Source organism: Paenibacillus sabinae T27, from assembly GCF_000612505.1.
GTDB lineage: Bacteria > Bacillota > Bacilli > Paenibacillales > Paenibacillaceae > Paenibacillus_AQ > Paenibacillus_AQ sabinae.
In genome coordinates this window covers 1,817,326-1,835,569 of record NZ_CP004078.1, presented here as the reverse complement: position 1 = coordinate 1,835,569, position 18,244 = coordinate 1,817,326, and the positions used below count along the sequence as shown (strand labels likewise).

Annotated in this window: 15 protein-coding genes and 1 pseudogene; 1 reads left to right on the top strand and 15 read right to left on the bottom strand. The window is 53.4% G+C overall.

Features of this window, described 5'->3' with window-relative positions; genetic code table 11:
• Positions 1–59: 59 nt before the first annotated feature.
• The 14 genes and pseudogenes from glnA to PSAB_RS08290 form a co-directional block, all read right to left on the bottom strand.
• A complete protein-coding gene (gene glnA / locus PSAB_RS08350) occupies positions 60–1,484 on the bottom strand; it encodes a type I glutamate--ammonia ligase (RefSeq protein ID WP_025334122.1) in 1,425 nt (474 codons plus the stop codon).
• A 349-nt stretch (positions 1,485–1,833) separates the two neighbouring features.
• The gene (gene aroF / locus PSAB_RS08345; RefSeq protein ID WP_025334121.1) at positions 1,834–2,877 is read right to left on the bottom strand and encodes a 3-deoxy-7-phosphoheptulonate synthase; all 1,044 of its coding nucleotides are present in this window, start codon (positions 2,875–2,877) and stop codon (positions 1,834–1,836) included.
• A 216-nt stretch (positions 2,878–3,093) separates the two neighbouring features.
• On the bottom strand, positions 3,094–4,053 hold the full coding sequence (locus PSAB_RS08340) for a 4-hydroxy-3-methylbut-2-enyl diphosphate reductase (protein WP_025334120.1): 960 nt from the start codon (positions 4,051–4,053) through the stop codon (positions 3,094–3,096).
• A 58-nt stretch (positions 4,054–4,111) separates the two neighbouring features.
• Positions 4,112–5,533 carry a sensor histidine kinase gene (locus PSAB_RS08335; protein WP_025334119.1) on the bottom strand — a complete coding sequence of 474 codons (1,422 nt, stop codon included), beginning with the start codon at positions 5,531–5,533 and terminating at the stop codon, positions 4,112–4,114.
• A 1-nt stretch (position 5,534) separates the two neighbouring features.
• Positions 5,535–6,224, bottom strand: a complete 690-nt coding sequence (locus tag PSAB_RS08330) for a response regulator transcription factor (RefSeq protein ID WP_025334118.1) — start codon at positions 6,222–6,224, stop codon at positions 5,535–5,537.
• 115 nt (positions 6,225–6,339) lie between these two features.
• The gene (locus PSAB_RS08325; RefSeq protein ID WP_025334117.1) at positions 6,340–7,968 is read right to left on the bottom strand and encodes a S1C family serine protease; all 1,629 of its coding nucleotides are present in this window, start codon (positions 7,966–7,968) and stop codon (positions 6,340–6,342) included.
• A gap of 281 nt (positions 7,969–8,249) precedes the next feature.
• Positions 8,250–8,906, bottom strand: coding sequence for a response regulator (locus tag PSAB_RS08320; protein ID WP_025334116.1), 657 nt, complete (start codon positions 8,904–8,906; stop codon positions 8,250–8,252).
• Positions 8,903–9,997 (bottom strand): HAMP domain-containing sensor histidine kinase, encoded by a 1,095-nt coding sequence (locus PSAB_RS08315; protein ID WP_025334115.1) that lies wholly within the window; start codon positions 9,995–9,997, stop codon positions 8,903–8,905. Before PSAB_RS08315 ends, PSAB_RS08320 begins: the two co-directional genes overlap by 4 nt.
• A gap of 3 nt (positions 9,998–10,000) precedes the next feature.
• Positions 10,001–11,164 carry a cell wall-active antibiotics response protein LiaF gene (gene liaF, locus PSAB_RS08310; RefSeq protein ID WP_025334114.1) on the bottom strand — a complete coding sequence of 388 codons (1,164 nt, stop codon included), beginning with the start codon at positions 11,162–11,164 and terminating at the stop codon, positions 10,001–10,003.
• 242 nt (positions 11,165–11,406) lie between these two features.
• Entirely contained in the window at positions 11,407–11,553 is a 147-nt protein-coding gene (locus tag PSAB_RS25910) for a hypothetical protein (RefSeq protein WP_165097926.1), read from the bottom strand.
• A 151-nt stretch (positions 11,554–11,704) separates the two neighbouring features.
• Positions 11,705–12,160, bottom strand: a pseudogene (locus PSAB_RS25030) (3D domain-containing protein); the annotation flags it as partial.
• A gap of 444 nt (positions 12,161–12,604) precedes the next feature.
• Positions 12,605–14,545: a threonine--tRNA ligase gene (thrS, locus tag PSAB_RS08300; RefSeq protein ID WP_025334112.1), complete on the bottom strand. Its 1,941-nt coding sequence runs from the start codon at positions 14,543–14,545 to the stop codon at positions 12,605–12,607.
• Between the two features lie 492 nt (positions 14,546–15,037).
• A complete protein-coding gene (locus PSAB_RS25025; RefSeq protein WP_038595688.1) occupies positions 15,038–15,214 on the bottom strand; it encodes a type II toxin-antitoxin system antitoxin in 177 nt (58 codons plus the stop codon).
• A gap of 12 nt (positions 15,215–15,226) precedes the next feature.
• Entirely contained in the window at positions 15,227–16,069 is an 843-nt protein-coding gene (locus PSAB_RS08290) for an SPFH domain-containing protein (RefSeq protein ID WP_025334111.1), read from the bottom strand.
• A 191-nt stretch (positions 16,070–16,260) separates the two neighbouring features.
• Between PSAB_RS08290 and PSAB_RS08285 the strand changes: the two genes are divergently transcribed.
• Positions 16,261–16,440: a transcriptional regulator gene (locus tag PSAB_RS08285; protein WP_025334110.1), complete on the top strand. Its 180-nt coding sequence runs from the start codon at positions 16,261–16,263 to the stop codon at positions 16,438–16,440.
• A gap of 179 nt (positions 16,441–16,619) precedes the next feature.
• Here the strand turns inward: PSAB_RS08285 and mqnC are convergent, their stop codons facing one another.
• A complete protein-coding gene (gene mqnC / locus PSAB_RS08280; protein ID WP_025334109.1) occupies positions 16,620–17,756 on the bottom strand; it encodes a cyclic dehypoxanthinyl futalosine synthase in 1,137 nt (378 codons plus the stop codon).
• Positions 17,757–18,244 lie beyond the last annotated feature (488 nt).

Here is an 18,244-nt window from a genome sequence, read left to right as displayed (position 1 = left end):
AGCCCCGCTAGCCATTAACATGGCCAACGGGGCTCCTTTTTATTAAAGGTTAAGAAATCTTATACATCGAAGTACAGAGTGTATTCGTGCGGATGAACACGAATGGCAACCGCTTGAGCCTCGCCGCGTTTCAGTTCGATGTAGTTGTCGATGAAGTCTTTAGTGAAGACGCCGCCTTCTGTCAGGAACTCATAGTCAGCTTCCAGAGCGTCAAGCGCTTCGTTCAGGCTGCCCGGTACGCTGCGGATTTTCGCTTTTTCTTCATTTGGCAGTTCGTAAATGTTCTTGTCGAGCGGGCCATAGCCAAGCTCAACCGGGTTGATCTTCTTCTTGATGCCGTCCAGACCAGCCAGCAGCATTGCGGAGAAGGCCAGGTAAGGGTTAGCCGTGGTGTCCGGAGTACGGAACTCGATGCGGCAGCCCTTAGGCGTTACAGCAGCTACAGGGATACGAACTGCAGCGGAACGGTTACCTTTGGAGAATACCAGGTTAACTGGTGCTTCATAACCAGGAACCAGACGTTTGAAGGAGTTCGTGCTCGGGTTGGTCAGAGCGATCAGTGCCGGAGCATGATACAGGATACCGCCGATGTAGTTCAGAGCCATTTCGCTCAGGTTGGCATATCCGCCTTTTTCATAGAACAACGGGCTGTCGCCGTTAAAGATCGATTGGTGAACGTGCATACCGCTGCCGTTGTCGCCGAAGAGCGGTTTAGGCATGAAAGTTGCCACTTTGCCGTATTGACGGGCAGTGTTTTGCACGATGTATTTGTAAGTCAACAGATTATCGGCAGTCTTCTTCAATGTATCGAAGCGGAAGTTGATCTCAGCTTGTCCAGCTGTAGCAACTTCATGGTGATGGCGCTCGATTACAAGACCAGCTTCGGCAAGCAGACGACACATTTCGCTGCGGATATCTTGCTGAGTATCAACCGGAGCAACCGGTACATAACCGCCTTTGATGCCAACTTTGAAGCCGAGGTTGCCGCCTTCATCCTTACGGTTGGTGTTCCAGGCTGCTTCTTCGGAATCCACGAAGTAAGAAGAGCTGTTCATTCCGCTCTCGTAACGAACGTCGTCAAAAATGAAGAACTCGGATTCAGGTGCGAAGAATGCTGCGGTACCTACGCCGCTCTTTTGCAGGTATTCTTCCGCTTTAACAGCGATACCGCGCGGGTCACGCTCATAACGCTCGCCATCAGGAGTGAAAATGTCGCACATAATGTTGATCGTAGGGTGAGCAGTGAACGGATCAATATATGTAGTGCTTGGATCCGGAATCATAACCATGTCAGACTCTTCAATTCCGCGGAAACCGGCAATGGAAGATCCGTCAAAAGCTACGCCATTTACAAAAGTCTCTTCGTCAACGGCAGCAGCCGGCAAGGCAATATGATGGGCCCGTCCACCCAAATCAACAAAGCGGAAATCTACCCATTCAATGTTGTTCTCTTTAATCGTTTGCAGCACTTTTTCAACCGACATGAAAATTTTCCTCCTCAAGTTTGAACATTAAGCCGAACCCACAATGCAAATGTTCTCGTATTAATTTTAACTGTCGTCATTATAAAACTCAAACCTGACATCGTCAATGCTTATGTGAGGTATTTTTTAAGGTAATGTAAGATATTCTTACGCTTTAGTGAATTATTTCGCAACCGGCATTTATACTTGGAAAAACGCGGCAAACAGCCCTTCCGCCACCTCATTTTTCGAGGGGAAAAGGCTGTCTGCTTCTCTAACATTATACCCGTCATTTAACATTTATACTAAATATTTTCTACCCAAACTGCGCCTTGTTTATACAGAGCACAGACCGGGTTCTTTATATTCCTTAAACGACCGGTACGGCCACTTGGCTGGAGAGTTTCTTGCCAACCAGCGGAGCCAGCTTCTCCAGATCACGCAGCAGGTTGTCGAACTGGTCCGGGAACAGAGATTGAACGCCGTCACCTGTCATGGAGTTGTCCGGGTCGGTGTGCATTTCGATAATCAGACCGTTGGCGCCGGCCGCTACGGATGCTTTGGCCATAGGCTCTACCAGTTCGCGGCGTCCCGTACCGTGGCTCGGGTCGGAAATGACAGGCAGATGACTCAGTCCTTGAAGAACAGGAATAGCCGAGAGATCAAGCGTGTTGCGGGTGTAGGTCTCGAACGTACGGATACCGCGCTCGCAGAGCATAACGTCCCGGTTGCCGCCGGCCAGAATGTACTCGGCCGCATTCAGGAGCTCGTCGTACGTTGCGCTGAAACCGCGTTTCAGCAGCACGGGACGGCCGCAGGTGCCAAGCGCGCGCAGCAGGTCAAAGTTCTGCATATTCCGCGTGCCCACTTGGAGAATATCGGCGTATTCCGCGCACACATCAACATACTCCGGCGTCATAACTTCAGTGATGGTCAGCAGTCCGTGGCGTTCACCGGCTTCAGCCATCATCTTCAGCCCTTCCACGCCGATTCCCTGGAAGCTGTAAGGACCGGTACGGGGCTTGAATGCTCCGCCGCGAAGAATCTGCGCTCCCGACGCTTTGACAAGTCTTGCGATTTCGTCGATCTGCTCCGGCGATTCTACCGCGCAAGGTCCGCCCATAATGGCCAGATGCTCTCCGCCGATCTTAACACCCTTAACTTCGATGATCGTATCATCCGGATGAAAGTCTCTGCTCGCAAGCTTGTAGGATTTGGAGATTTTAACCACATTCTCAACACCTTTCATTTGACGCAGATGCTCTGCAAGCTTCGGGTTCACGCTGCCCACCAGGCCGATAACCGTACGGTCCGATCCTTTGGACAGATGCACCTGCAGACCCTCCTTCTCGATTACTGCGATAATTTCGTTGATTTGTTCCTCCGGAGTTTGATTGGATGTAATAACGATCATCTGATTCCTTCCTTTCCAAACCTCTATTATATAATGGTTGATTATTCGTTCAGCGCTATTTTACTACGACGCTTTTAAGCTTTTATGCTTTTAATCACTAAAGTCATTTTATGATAGAATACCAAATCCGTCAACCCTTTATTCAAAAAAATAATATCGCCCTGCTTCCGCTGAGAAAGCAGAGCGCTAACCGCTCGCACATTATTAAACCAGTTGTCACGTGGGCTGCCCGGCCTTGGCCTTAACCGGCGGCAGCAGCTTGGCCATATTGACCGTCCGTTTGATTCCCCAGGTATCGGGATTTTCATGATCATACTGCTCCAGGTAGGCTATGACTTCTTTGGTGATCGGCGTCGGTGTTGACGCGCCCGAAGTGACGGCAACTTTCGACACGCCCTTCAGCCACTCCTGCTTCAGTTCCGAAACGTCGGCGATCCGGTGAGCCGGAACGCCTGCGATCTCCTCGGACACCTGGGCAAGCCGGTTGGAGTTGTTGCTGCGGGGATCGCCCACGACGATGACGAGGTCGGCCTGTCCGGCCTGCTCCGCCACGGCTTCCTGCCGGACCTGTGTGGCCAGACAGATCTCATTATGAACCTCGGCGCCGGGAAAGGTTTCCAGCAGCTTTTTCATAATATGCTTGATGTCCCATTGGCTCATCGTCGTCTGATTGGTAATGACAATCCGGGAGCCTGCCGGGAGCGAAAGCGAAGCGATCTCCTCTTCCTTCTCGATCAGGTGCACATGCCCCGGAGCGATACCCACGGCACCTTCCGGCTCGGGGTGGCCCTTCTTGCCGATATAGATAATTTCGCAGCCTTCCGAAACCTTCTCGTGGATGAGATTATGCGTCTTCGTGACATCGGGGCAAGTGGCGTCTACGGTCGTCAGCCCCTTGGCCTGCGCTTTCTTGCGAACCTCCGGCGAAATGCCGTGCGCGGTGAAGATGACGGTGCCGCTGTCGATCTGGTCCAGAATATCCAGACGATTGCTGCCATCCAGAGTAATAATGCCCTCGTCCTCAAAAGATTGGGTGACGTGGCTGTTATGGACAATCATGCCGAGTATATAAACCGGCCGGGGAAGGTCGAGATTTTTCGCCGCCTGACGGGCCATAACCATGGCATCGACCACACCGTAGCAGTATCCCCGGGGAGATATTTTGATTACTTCCATTGCTTCACCAGCTTTCTGCCGTCATTGAATGTATTAAGCCAAGCCGTTTCATTATACCCTATTCCAAAGGGGCGGCAAAGAGAAGGGGCAGCCAGATGATAAACGTTGTGCCTTCGCCCTGCCGGGTAACGACCTCGACCGAGCCGCCGTGCTCATCGATGATCCATTTGGCGATGGACAGCCCCAGTCCGATGCCCTCGGTAATGCCGCGGGATTCATCTGCCCGGTAGAAACGGTCGAAAATATACGGCACCTCGTCTTTTTCCATGCCGATCCCTGTATCTCTAACCCGCAAGCCCACTTGGGATTGATATACGACCGCGTCAAAGCTCACCTCTCCGGACGGCGTATATTTGAACGCATTGTCAATAAAAATGAACAGCATCTGCTGCAAATAATCCTTGTTGCCCAGCACATATTTGCCGTTAAGCACTGACAAATCGCCTACCACCCACTCCGCTTCCCGCGGAAGGAAGGCTGCACGGCGGGCGACCTCGACCATCATCGGCTCCAGCGCAACCGGCTCCTTCTCAAAGGTTCGACCGGTATCGGCCCGGGCCAAAGACAGCATATCGCCGACAAGCCTGCTCATGCGCTTCGCCTCATCCGCGATATCGCGCACCGACTCCACCGACATCTGCCGAATAGTCGCCTCATCCATCGCCGGTTTTTCCCCAGGCTCAAGTTCCCATACCTTCTGAAGCAGATCAATGTTCCCCCGGATCGTTGTCAGCGGAGTACGAAGCTCATGCGAGGCGTCGGACACAAACCGGCGCTGGGCCGCGTACGATTGCTCCAAATTTTTGTAAAACCCTTCCATACGCCCAATCATGCTGTTGACCGTGCGGATCAGCCTTCCGATTTCGTCCGGCGGCCCGTCATATTCGATCCGTACGCTGAGGTCGTTGCCGGTCTGAATACCTTCGGCCGCTTCGATCACCTTGCCAATCGGACTCATCGCCTTGCGGGCCAGGAACAGGCCGAAAGTAAAGGCGGCGATCAGTGTGGCGAAGGAGCCGGCGATCAGAATAGTCTTCAGGCGCTCGAGCAACTTATCCTGTTCGCCGGTATAGGCCGCCATCTGAAGAACGGCCGCTGGATTTTTACCGAAGCCTTCAACATTGACCGCCTTTTGAAAAATCAAAAAGTGATAGCCTTTGTAATAGGCATCCTTAAACCCGTCACCCTTCAGGCTCTCCCTCGGTGGAACATCGAACCGCAGACTGATATTTGTCAAAGTCAAGCTCTGAATAAGCTTACCGCTGTCGTAGAAATACATTTGACCGTATAAATTCTGGGCTTCCAGACGGTTGTCAAAGACAACGTCGAGCGATTCGCCCTTCGCCTGTTCCCGAAGCCGATCTTTGATATCTCCATAAGTATTAATATAGAAAAAACCGTAAATGGCGGCTGAAAAGGCCAGCAGCATAACGGCCAATATTCCCGAATACCAGGCGGTCAGCCGCAGCTTGATCGACATCTTAGTTGTCACCTCTTAGGATATAGCCCGCTCCCCGGATCGTCTGAATCAGGCGTTTACCTCCGTGCTCCTCCGTCTTCTGGCGAAGCATGGCGATATAAACCTCCAGCACATTGGATTCCCCGCTGTAGTCGTAGCCCCAGATTTTATCCATAATCAGATCGCGGGACAACACCCGCTTCGGATTCTGCATAAACAGATGCAGCAGCTCGAATTCCTTCGCCGTCAGCTCCAGCCTTTTGCCTCCGCGGGTCACCTCGCGTGAATCGACATCCAGCACTAGATCGTTATAGACGACGGCCTGCTCGCCGCCTCCGCTCTGTTCGCTCTTGCGGCGAAGCAGCGCTCTAACCCGCGCCAGCAGCTCTTCCAGCGCAAACGGCTTGACGAGATAGTCGTCGGCTCCAAGATCCAGCCCTTTTACCCGATGTTCCACCTCGTCCTTGGCTGTCAGCATCAACACGGGAACAGTACTCCCGCCCTCTCTGAGCCTGCGGCACACCTCAAAGCCGTCCACCTGCGGCATCATAACGTCGAGAACGACGACATCCGGGTCACCGCTCAATACGGCTCGCAGGCCGTCTGCCCCGTTGGAAGCCGTCTTTACGTCATACCCTTCAAATGCGAGTCCTCTCCGCAGCATGGAAATGATTTTTTCGTCATCGTCAATAATCAAAATATTCGGTCGCATAAGCCGCCCCTTCGTTCGATTTCTTGTATATCTCTATTGTAACAGTGAACGCATCTGTGCGCACATATACGGGAAAAGCGGAAGGGCTGCCCCTCCCGCTTCCTAAGTTACCCGGTTACTGCTGACCAGTCTGCGTGGTGTTGAAGTCGTTCTTGTTGCCGATCGTTACGGGCAGATCCAGCTTCTTGCCGTCTCTGACGACGTTCAGCGTAATTTTGTCACCGACCTTCTTGCTCTTGATGAAGTCGATCAACTCCTGGCTGGTTGCATACTTCGTTCCATCAACGCCGGTAATGATATCGTATGGACGAAGATCGGCAACATAGGCAGGAGATTTGAAAATAATTTCGGCTACAACAGAGCCTTCAGTGATATTGGTTCCCATCTGCTTCGCCACTTCATCCGTAATTGTCATCAGCGAAGCGCCGATAAACGGAACCGGATCTTTCGGGATAGCCTTGTTGGCTTCCAGCTTGCTGACCACTTCCTTGATCCGATTCACCGGAATCGCGAAGCCGATCCCTTGCGAGTCCGTGCTGACGGCAACGTTCATCCCGATAACCTGGCCGTCGGCGTTAAGAAGCGGTCCGCCGGAATTGCCGGGGTTAATGGAAGCATCCGTTTGAAGCAGGTTGGAATAATTACGGGTGCCGCTTCCGTCCTCTTCATTAATATCGATGCTGCGTCCTTTCGCGCTCAGCACGCCTGCGGTAACCGTATGGTCGAATCCCTGCGGGTTGCCGATCGCCACGACCTCGGAGCCGACTTTGATCGCGTCCGAATCTCCAAGCGGAACGGTTGGGAAATTATTGTCGCCTTCAATCTTCAGCACCGCCAGGTCCAAGTCCTTGCTGGAGCCGAGCAGCTTCGCTTCATACGGCTTGGAGTTGCCGTCGACGGTTACCTGAATGACGTCGGCATTATCGATTACGTGCTGGTTGGTCAGGATGTAACCGGCTTTGTCGTAAATAAATCCGGTACCGATGCCATAAGGCGTCAACTGTGAATTCAGGCCGGAACCGCTGCCTCCGTTGTTCCGCTGCGAGCCTCCGTTAGAATTGCCGCCGAACTGGTCGCCGAAGAAGAATTGATAGAACGGATCGTTGGCGTTCGGATTGGCTTGGCTCCGTGAACCTGTCTTGACCAGCGTCTCGATCTTGACAACTGCAGGACCCGCCTCATCCACTACGCTCGACACGCCTTCCGATCCAGTCACAAACTTTGTCGCTGCCGTCGTCGGTGTAACGTTGGCGCTCTCATTGGCCGCCTTGCCTTGCGAGCTTAAAGCCGTTGAAGACGCCGCCTGATCTCCCGTAAACCAGTTCCCCCTGTCGGCCATGAACATGGAACCGGAGAGCACGAGCATACCGGCAATGAAGGACAGGACCGCGGTCTTGAAGGGCTTCTTCGGCTTGCGGTTATACTGCCAGCCGTTGCCGCCGTCCGAACCGTTGCCGCCGCCATAGCCGCCGCCGTAACCCGAAGGGCGCGGCAGCTGGTAAGGTACCGGCTTGACCGGCTGGGGAGGGGTAATTTCTACCCTTTCCGGCTCCCGCCGGTTATAATGCTCTACGCCGTCACTGTTACGCTCATTATGATTAAGAGATTTAAAAGGGCCATATGAATAATAATAGGAAGAATTTGATTCGGGAGACTGCTCGTTACCGTTTTGTTCCCGATCCGGAGATTGTCCTTCGAAACGGCCATCGCCTTCGCCGTTGAATCTGTTTTTATTGTCGTCCATTGTTTTTGCCCTCCCGCGCTCTGTCCCTCAAGGACAAGAATTCATTTTGCTTTCTTGGTTTTATTTTGTACTTTAAACCTTAAACCGACATTAAAAACAATTTAAGCGAAGATAAAACCTTCCGGATGAGACCAGAAAAAAAGCCCGGCGCTGTCTGCGTTCAGCGCCGGGCTTTTTGTGAAAGACTTCCCTCTCATTAAAAAAAGTCCCATATACAGGACTTATAATAGACTTTAAGATTGCGGCTCAACATTCCCAAGAAGAGAAGGCAGATCGGACGCTTATCCCTGGGTAACCCATCCTTTGCGGTGGGCATAGATGGCAAGCTGGGTGCGGTCCTCCAATTCGCATTTCATCAGCAAATTGCTGACATGCGTCTTGACTGTCTTGATGCTGATATGAAGCTCCTCGCCGATATCCTTGTTGCTCTTACCCTCGGCAATCAGCAGCAGAACCTCTCTTTCTCGTTCGGTCAGCCCGGATGTATCGTCCTGCACCGTGCGCTGGCGGATGCCGCGCGTCAGCGCCTGGGACACATCGCCTGTCATCACCGGCATACCGCGGTATGCGCCTTGCAGCGCGTAAATCAGTTCCTCCGCCGATACCGTCTTCAGCACGTAGCTGACCGCTCCTGCCTCAATTGCGTCAACCACGAGATCATCTTCGAGGAAGCTGGTCAGTATGACAATTTTCATCCCCGGAAACTCCGACTGTACCGCCCGGGTCGTCTCGACACCGTTCATCACCGGCATCATGAGATCCATCAGAATCAAATCGGGGAGCCCTTCCTCGCCGCTCGAACGCAGCAGCTCCAGCGCCTCACGTCCGTTTGACGCCTCGGCGATCACATCGAACATCGGCTCCAGCATCAGATACGTTTTGAGCCCCATCCGGACCATGTCGTGGTCATCCACCAGCAATATTTTGATTCGGTTCATTCGCCGATTGCCTCCTCATCCTCTTCTTCTCTTCCTGACGCTACGGCTTCATTGCCTGGTATCCGGCCGCCGTTCCCCTGAACAAACTTGGGGATATGTACGCGGATCGTCGTTCCCGCCCCCTTGCGGCTGATGATTTCAACCTGACCGCCGAGCTTCTCGGCGCGCTCCCGCATCGTTGTCAATCCGTACGAGCCCTGCTTACTGTGGGCAAGCTCAAAACCCTGCCCGTCGTCGCTGATGCTGAGCGCAACGAGCCTCGCTCCCTCGCGCAGCGACAGGCTGACCAGCCGCGCTCCGGAATGCTTGACGATATTGGCCATCGCTTCCTGGATAATCAGGAACAGCTGATGCTCGATCGCCTCGGACAGCCCGCCCTGAAGTTCAAGCTCCTTCATTCCCTTCAGCCCGTTCTGGCGGCAGTAATCCGGGAACCATTTCTCCAGCGCTTCGGAGAGGTCCCGGTCTTCCAGCTCCACCGGCCGAAGCTGGGCAATCAGCGCCCGCATCTGCTTCTGCGCCATCTGCGACATGGTGATCAGCTGGTCCATCACCGTTCGCCCTTGTTCTTCATTCCGCTCAAGCACCTTCGGCAGCGAAGAGGCGGACATGTGAATGGCGAAGAGCTGCTGGCTCACCGTATCATGCAAATCCCGGGCCATCCGCCGCCGTTCCTCAAGAACCGCGCTCTCCGCCGCCTTCTCCTTCTCAACAACCTCCTGCTCGCCTAGACGCTGAAGCAGTTTCATTTTGTTCTCAACCGCATCCATCATAAGATTGAACTCATGATAAACTCTTGCAAAAGAAGGGTCGTCACTCCCCGGCATCCGAACGGAAAGATTGCCTTTGGCTACCTTCAGCATATTGAGATCCAGATGATCGATCCGCCGCTGAATCCGCTGCACGGCCATATAGCCGATAACGGCGGTAAACAGCACGATGCCAAGGCACAGGTACACCCACATCCGGTAATCTTCGACTTTGATATAGCCCAGACAGCTCCCGGCATACATCAGCACCGCTGTTACGCTTCCGCATAGCAGAAAATAGAGCAGCAGCACCCATTTCGTATTTTTAATAATCGTCCCCATCGGTCAACCCACCGTCTTAACCTTGATATCTCCGATAAAAGCGCTGACATTGATGCGGATTTTTTTGCCGGCTTCCTTATAATATGGCGTCTTACACTGCACACTGCTCATAAATCCGCTGCGCGACTGCTCCAGCACTTCCATGTCCCCGATGAACGAGCTGCTGTTGACGGAAATGCCGAGATCCATATCGTCCGGAATGTAGACCTTGAGATCGCCGATAAACGCCGAAAGATTGATCTTCGTCTCACCGTACGGGATTTGCGCATTAGTCAGATCAAGCACCGTATCGCCGATAAACTGGGATATATTTGTGTTTTTGAGCTGAAAATGCTCGCGGCCCATATGGATATCACCGATAAAAGTGGATCGGTTCGTCGTCTCCTTGTCTCCGTCGTGGGTCCATTCATGCCCGGCATAATGCCCATGTCCATGCTTGCGCTCATGACGCTCCCAGCGCTCTTCTCTTCTACGCTCGTGGCGCTCCCAGCGTTCTTCTCTCCTGCGTTCGTGGCGCTCCTCGCGCTCCTGGCGTCTATGCTGATGACGGTCCCGATTCTCCTCCCAGCCTGCAGGCTTCTCACCATTCAGGTCCATATCTTCATCCGGGCGCCGTTCACGTTCCTCACCGCTCATTCCTTCTGTGGCCTCATGCATGCCGATGGAGCTGCGGTTCTCCTCGGGTCTGCCGAATTTCCGCTCGAATTCTTCGTCCAATGTCGAATTCAGCGGCCGGGGCGGTTCATCGCTCCCCCGCTTGTCCTCGGGATAGAATCGCGGCGGTGCCGGCGGCGGAACCGGAGGGACCGGCGGTTCGGAGCGGTGCGGTCTGAAGATGACCATTAGCCCGCCTCCAATCAGCGCGACCGGAATAATCATGGTGAAGAAATCTCCGGGGGAAAATTCGAACCATTCGAGATTCCGCCCCAGAAAATAAACGCCCATAGCCAGAAGGAACAGGGCTCCGACAGAAGCAAATCCTCTGCCGTTACGTCCTCCTCCCAGCAGCCGCTGAAAGCCTATAATAATCAGAATTACCGGCCAGAAATTGGAGAACAGGTAGCCGATATCAATCTCTGTATATCCCATCTGCCTGAGCAGAAACAGCACGCCGATTCCGATCAGAATTAGACCGCCGAATACCTGACTGGCTATTCGTCTTCTCATCTGTCATTTCCCCTTTAGCTTAGTCTAACACTTTTCCTTATGGACTAAGTTTACAACAGGCTTCGTCCGGATAACAGCGGCGGCGGAATGAAAACCTTATCGGTCTGCGGACGGAGGAAGTGGAAGTTTTTGACCCTAAAATACGAAAACATCCAATGTCCCGCCAAAAAAATGCCCCGCCTTCTAAAGAAGACGGGACATCGCTCGGCCTGCGGCCGACACTTTATTTACTTATTTGACGGTTACACTTGCGGTTTTTGGACCGGTTTGGCGATGCCGCCTTGCTTCGACGCTACGTTCGACGCTACGTTGTTCTCGGCAGCGAACTCAGCGTTGAATTTTTCGTTCGGTGTCTTGTAGTTTTCTTGAACCTTCGGTTTTTTAGCCACGTTGGTCACCTCCCTTTGCTCCTTCGCGCGTGCATGGAAGCGCCGCACAGAGGACGAATAGAGGCTAACTGCTGTGCCCCAGTCCGTATTATGGCTAGGCAGGCGGTCGATTATTCAAACCGCATGTGAAATTAAGTTCATGACTTTCCCTTTAGATTAATTCCTCAAGCATTTCCTGAGGCACGGTGTCGTAGGCCCGGATGGCTCTGCCGATATTTTTGAGCATCGCTTCCGTACATTTGCCGCTGCCGTGTTTGATCAGTTGAACCTCAACCGTTCGTTTACCCCATTCCTTATATACCTGTCTTGTCGTTGCAAAATACAGATCGACCTTATGGCCCTTGATCGCCGACCCGGTATCCGCAACCACCGCATAGCCGTATCCAGGCACATACAAAATGCTCCCCAGCGGCAGCACCTTCGGATCGGCGGCAATGGTTGATATGGCGTTCTTGTCCCGCCGAACCTTGACGCCGGAGTAGGTAATTCCGTATTCCGGATGGTTCGGGCGCTTGCCGGTCGATTCAAATCCCGCGGTATAGCCCGTGGCCGTTACCTTGAGTGTCCGGATGATCTGTTCCGGCGCCGGAGCGGCAACGGGTATGGATGATTTATTTCCTGGCTTCGGCGCTTGGGCCCGGGTTATTACGGCCTCGGACGGCTCGAACACCGCGTCACTCTCCGTCGATTGATGCGGAAATACCGTTGCACGGATCAGCCTAATTCTGGGCCGGTGTCCGCCGCCCTCATAGGCAAGCGCCGAGGAACCGGCCTCCAGGTTCGGCGCGGACGCCGCCTTCGGCTGAACCGGAGGAAACCGAAGTTCCCGGTCGGCCTCGCGGCCCGCTTTCGTATATATCAAGGACAGAGCCAACAAAAATGCAAATGTAACCAATATACACCAAGACCTCTGCCAAACACCCATTTTGTTCATCATGAAATCCTCCCCCTTATTAGCGAAGGTTTCCCGATTCCCAAAATTTTATACATGAGCCGGATATACCGTCCCACGGAGTATTGGCAGAGGTCTTGCGCAGCAAATTCATTTATTTTAGAAAATGGACTTGTTCGAAACTTCGGCAGCGAGGCTATCGATCACCTCGTCAAGCAGCTTCGCCCCAATATCGCCTTCGCCGCGTTTGCGGACGGAGACGGACCCGCCATTCTTCTCGTTCTCGCCGACGATGAACATATACGGCAGCTTCTCGAGTTGGGCTTCGCGGATCTTGTAGCCCAGCTTCTCGTTGCGAAGGTCGGCCTCGGCTCTCAGGCCGCGAAGGCGCAGCTTGTCAACAACTTCACCAGCATAGTCGTCAAAAGCGCTGGAGACAGGAATCACCTTTACCTGCTGCGGAGACAGCCAGAGCGGCAGCGAGCCGGCAAAGTTCTCCAGCAGGAAGGCGACGAAACGCTCCATGGTACTCAGGACGCCTCGGTGCAGCACAACCGGACGGTGTTTCTGCCCGTCGTCGCCGACATATTCCAGCTCAAAGCGTTCCGGCAGCAGGAAGTCGATCTGCACGGTTGACAGCGTCTCTTCCTTGCCGAGCGCGGTCTTAATTTGAACATCGAGCTTCGGCCCGTAGAACGCGGCTTCTCCCTCCGCTTCGTAGAACGGCAGACCCTCATCCTCGACTACCTCGCGCAGCATCCGCTGAGCGGTCTCCCACATATTGTCGTCCTGGAAGTACTTCTCGGTATCGGCCGGATCGCGGTAGGACAGCCGGAAACGGTAATCGTTGATGCCAAAGTCGCTGTATACCTGCTTGACCAGTTCAAGCACCCGTTTAAATTCGCCCTTGATCTGATCCAGGCGGCAGAAAATATGCGAATCGTTCAAGGTCATGGAGCGGACGCGGTGCAGGCCGGTCAGCGCGCCGGACATTTCGTAACGGTGCATCGTTCCAAGCTCGGCGATCCGGATCGGCAGATCGCGGTAGCTGTGCATGCTGCTCTTGTACACCATCATATGATGCGGACAGTTCATCGGACGCAGCACGAATTCCTCGGTGTCGATGGTCATCTTCGGGAACATGTCTTCCTGATAATGCTCCCAGTGGCCGGAGGTCTTGTACAGATCGACATTGCCGAGCACCGGAGTATAGACATGCTGGTAACCTAGGCTCGCTTCCAGATCGACGATATAGCGTTCCAGAATGCTGCGCAGCTTGGCGCCCTTCGGCAGCCAAATCGGAAGTCCCTGCCCGACCAGCTGATTGAATGTGAAAATTTCCAGTTCCTTGCCAAGCTTACGGTGGTCGCGCTTCTTCGCTTCCTCGAGCAGCCGGAGATACTCGTCAAGCTGTGCCTTCTTGACCCAGGCGGTGCCATAAACGCGCTGCAGCATTTTGTTCTTGGCGTCTCCGCGCCAGTACGCTCCCGCCACGTTCATCAGCTTGAACACTTTAATTTTGCCGGTCGAAGGGAGATGCGGCCCGCGGCACAGATCAAAGAATTCACCCTGCTCGTATATAGTGATCACGCTGTCCTCGGGCAGCGCCTCGATAAGCTCGATTTTGTACGGATCGCCAAGCTCCCCGAACAGGTCCAGCGCTTCCTTGCGGCTGACTTCCTTGCGGACAATCGGCAGATTCTCCGATACGATGCGCTCCATTTCCTTCTCGATCTTCTGCAGGTCCTCCGGATTCAGCGGATACTCCAGATCCATGTCATAGTAGAATCCGTCCTCAATCGTCGGTCCTACACCAAGCTTCACCTCTTTGGCGCCGAACAGGCGCTTGACAGCCTGCGCCATCAAATGGGCGGTGCTGTGCCGTATAACCTCCAGCCCGTCCGGGGAATCCAGCGTTACGATCTCCACCAGATCACCGTCGCCAAGCTTGGCGGACAAATCGACGATTACCCCGTTCAGCTTGCCGGCGGCGGCGTTCTTGCGCAGCCCGCTGCTGATGGAAGACGCTACATCTTCGATGCTGCTGCCTTCTGCGTATTCCCGGACCGAGCCGTCCGGTAATTTGATACTTACTGCCATTTTCATTTCCTCCTCGGGTAGTCAAGTAAACTAATTCCAGCGGCCGTCAGCCGCATACCGATCTTGCGGAACGGATATATCCACGCATACAAAAAACACCCGTCCCGCGCAGGGACGAGTGCTATACCCGTGGTTCCACCCAAATTCAATTCTGCGTCATACCCCCGGACTTCAAAAAAGATCGGGCGACGGCAGAATCCTTGTTCAGCATGGGAATAACGGCCATGAACCGGCGGTTCTTACTGATTCCGGTGCTTAACGGATCAAACGATGCGCCTTGCAATGGAAAGTTCATAACCGCAGCTACAAAGGGGTAAACCAAATACCGGATTCCGGAGGAAATTGCAGCCCAGGTGTTTCCTCTCTCTGTACGGTCCAGAAAGTCGATTCATGTCTTTGTCAATGCTGTTCGCGTGAATAATGTGTAAATTATAATTCCGGCGGCCGCTTTCGTCAACCCTGTAAGCTCAAGCAGAAACGCCCAAGAACCGTTCAGGGCCGATCTTCGCCTGTCTTTCGATCCGGCAAGCGGCCGGCGCGTCTCAGGCTCTCCCGCAGCAAAAACTCGATATGCCCGTTCACACTGCGGAACTCCTCCCCCGCCCAGCGCTCCAGCGCTTCGTACAGCGCGGGATCGATCCGCAGCGGAAAGTTCTTCTTGGCCGCCATGATTGGACCGCCTTAATACAACGAGCCGGCGTTGATGACCGGACTCGCTCCGCGCTCGGATACGATGGCCACCATCAGATTGTTGATCATCGCGGCCTTTCGTTCTTCGTCCAGCTCCACCACGCCGCTCTCCTTCAGCTGCTTGATCGCCATATCCACCATGCCGACCGCGCCTTCTACAATAATCTGCCGGGCGGACAAAACGGCGGATGCCTGCTGCCGCTGAAGCATGGTGCTTGCGATTTCGGTGGAATAGGCCAGATGCGTCAGGCGAGCCTCCAGCACTTCAACCCCGGACAGAGACAGCCGGTCCTGAAGCTCGCCGGCCAATTCCTTCGCAATTTCGTCGGCGTTGGCCCGCAGGGACATCCCGGTTCCGCTGAAGCTGTCGTACGGATACTTGCTGGCTACGTGGCGCAGCGCAGTTTCACTCTGGATTTCAACAAATTCCATGTATTTGTCCACATCGAAGAGCGCTTTGGCCGAGTTGATGACCTTGAACACGACAACGGCTGCGATTTCGATCGGATTGCCCTCGACATCGTTGACCTTAAGCTTGACGCTGTTGAAATTGCGGACCCGCAGGGAAACGGTCTTGCGCACGCTGAACGGAATGACGGCCCACAGGCCGCTTTTCGAAATCGTTCCAACGTATTGGCCGAAGAAAGTGACCACGACTGACTTGTTGGGCTGAACTACCGTGATACTTGTCATCAGAACCGCCGCTAGCACAAACAAAATGGCAGCCGCAGCATCGTAGCCCTGATTGGCACCGTAAACTCCCCCGGCAGCAAAAACAACGATAAAAGCGATGATCCAAAATCCGCTGACGGGCTGAAGTATTTTCTCTTTCATGAGGCACCTCCAAAAGGATATGTATTTGATATTTATATGATATCACTTTTGGATATTGTTGTAAATCTATGTTTTCAGGGCGGATCGCACTTCAGAAAAAGATCACAGATATACCTCCGGATTTTCCATTACTATAAATTTGATAGACAAGCTTTGGATTAAGTGACTAAAAACGGGGAGGTGAATGAAGAATGAGCGTTAAGGAGCAGGTGCTGGAAACAATTAAATCCGCAGGCAAGCCGGTAAGTGCGGGCGAGGTAGAGAAGCTGTCCGGTCTGGACCGGAAGGAGATTGACAAGGCATTTAACGAGCTTAAAAAGGAAAAAGCGATCGTCTCCCCAATTCGTTGCAAATGGGAAGCCGCCGAATAGACTCCAGTTCAGATACAGTCCTATCGAACCGGATAAGGCAGCCTTTGCCGCTCATGAACGTAAGCTGCCCTGTCCGGCTGATGCGCCGGAGCCTTCACGCCATACCCGGCTCCAGCTTTTCGTGCGCAGCACAAAGAGCCCGAAGCCTCAGCGGCCTCGGGCTCTTAAGATTGCCCTATTTAATTCTGCATCACAAAATCGCGCCGTACTCCTGAAGATACGTCGTCGAACACTCTCAGAATATCGTACTGCGTATTGCGCTGCGCCGGGATTTTGCCCGCCTCGCGGATGATTTGCAGAATCGATTCGATGTTGACCTTGTATGTGGCACCCGCGGAAGACACGACATTCTCCTCGATCATCGTGCTGCCGAAATCGTTGCAGCCGTACTGCAGCGACAGCTTGCCTACCTCCGGTCCCATCGTGACCCAGGAGGATTGGAAGTTCTTGATGTTGTCCAGCACAAGCCGGCTGATCGCAACGGTCTTGAGGTATTCCTCGGGTGTCTGTCTTGCCAGCTTCAGGTTGGTATTATCCGGCTGGAACGTCCAGGAGATAAAGGCGAGGAACCCTTCCGTGTTGTAATTATGCTCAATACACTCGTCTTGGGCTTCACGCACCCGGAGAAGGTGCAGCGCGCGTTCCTCCATGCTCTCGCCAAGACCGATGACCATTGTCGCGGTCGTATTCATGCCGATCCGGTGCGCCGTCCGCATCACGTCCATCCAGTCATGCCATGAGCCCTTGAGCCGGCTGATCTTGCGCCGCGTGCGGTCGTCCAGAATTTCCGCGCCGCCTCCCGGAAGCGAGTCCAGACCGGCTGCATGAATCTGGCGAAGCGTCTCTTCCAGAGGCAATCCCGAGAGCTCCTTCATTTTCATGATTTCCGCAGGGGAGAAGGAATGCATCGTGATTCCGGGGAAACGCTCCTTGATGTTCCGCAGCAGGTTCGTATAATAATCAAACGGCAGATCGGGATTCGTGCCGCCCTGCATCAGAATCTCGGTTCCGTCAACGGCCTGGGTCTCCCTGATTTTCTCAAAAATCGTCTCATCCGGCAGAACATAGCCCTCTTTCGAACCGGGTCTGCGGTAGAATGCGCAAAAACGGCAGTACACATCGCATATATTCGTATAGTTAATGTTGCGGCCAATAACGAACGTCGTGACTGGCTCGGGGTGCCATCTTTTCATAATCACATCCGCCGCGGCGCCCATTTTCTCGATTTCGTTGCTCTCAAACAGTCTTACCGTATCTTCAAGCCCAAGGCGTTCACCCTGGAGCGCTTTATCCAAAATGCGATCAATCGTACCCATTGTCGCAGCCTCCTTTTACAACCATCCTAATCAATCCATAAAATTTATATGACAAAGGAATATATTCGTTCATTCATCGTAACATAATCCGCTGTGCTTGAAAAACGTCTTTTTTCTTTTCATACCCTATTAGCTGCAAAAAAAGCGATAAAATACGCTAATAATTCGCATTATTGTTGGAAATTTCGAGGGGATTCGTGAAAAAGTTTCATCAATCAAACAAAAAAAACGGCCCGCCTACCTGGGGCGGCGCCGTCTCTATTCATGTCTCTCCGTTCTCTTATTGCTTGCTATATAAGCCGAACTTAAGATTTTCTCATCAGATATCAGTCATAACTACGAGGAACGTTTGGACTTCCGGTCGCTGCCCATCTTCAGATTTCTCGATTTAACCCGCTCTTCGTGGATGAAATCCGAAGACAAAGGCGATCGCTATCGCTCCTACAGTTCCAAACTTCCCCTTCGTTACTCCTTACCCTGATGTCATT

Bases quoted from the DNA above. Each gene is read 5' to 3' on its own strand.
- glnA (WP_025334122.1), bottom strand. From the start codon at position 1,484: ATGTCGGTTGAAAAAGTGCTGCAAACGATTAAAGAGAACAACATTGAA.
- aroF (WP_025334121.1), bottom strand. From the start codon at position 2,877: ATGATCGTTATTACATCCAATCAAACTCCGGAGGAACAAATCAACGAA.
- PSAB_RS08340 (WP_025334120.1), bottom strand. From the start codon at position 4,053: ATGGAAGTAATCAAAATATCTCCCCGGGGATACTGCTACGGTGTGGTC.
- PSAB_RS08335 (WP_025334119.1), bottom strand. From the start codon at position 5,533: ATGTCGATCAAGCTGCGGCTGACCGCCTGGTATTCGGGAATATTGGCC.
- PSAB_RS08330 (WP_025334118.1), bottom strand. From the start codon at position 6,224: ATGCGACCGAATATTTTGATTATTGACGATGACGAAAAAATCATTTCC.
- PSAB_RS08325 (WP_025334117.1), bottom strand. From the start codon at position 7,968: ATGGACGACAATAAAAACAGATTCAACGGCGAAGGCGATGGCCGTTTC.
- PSAB_RS08320 (WP_025334116.1), bottom strand. From the start codon at position 8,906: ATGAACCGAATCAAAATATTGCTGGTGGATGACCACGACATGGTCCGG.
- PSAB_RS08315 (WP_025334115.1), bottom strand. From the start codon at position 9,997: ATGGGGACGATTATTAAAAATACGAAATGGGTGCTGCTGCTCTATTTT.
- liaF (WP_025334114.1), bottom strand. From the start codon at position 11,164: ATGAGAAGACGAATAGCCAGTCAGGTATTCGGCGGTCTAATTCTGATC.
- thrS (WP_025334112.1), bottom strand. From the start codon at position 14,545: ATGGCAGTAAGTATCAAATTACCGGACGGCTCGGTCCGGGAATACGCA.
- PSAB_RS25025 (WP_038595688.1), bottom strand. From the start codon at position 15,214: ATGGCGGCCAAGAAGAACTTTCCGCTGCGGATCGATCCCGCGCTGTAC.
- PSAB_RS08290 (WP_025334111.1), bottom strand. From the start codon at position 16,069: ATGAAAGAGAAAATACTTCAGCCCGTCAGCGGATTTTGGATCATCGCT.
- PSAB_RS08285 (WP_025334110.1), top strand. From the start codon at position 16,261: ATGAGCGTTAAGGAGCAGGTGCTGGAAACAATTAAATCCGCAGGCAAG.
- mqnC (WP_025334109.1), bottom strand. From the start codon at position 17,756: ATGGGTACGATTGATCGCATTTTGGATAAAGCGCTCCAGGGTGAACGC.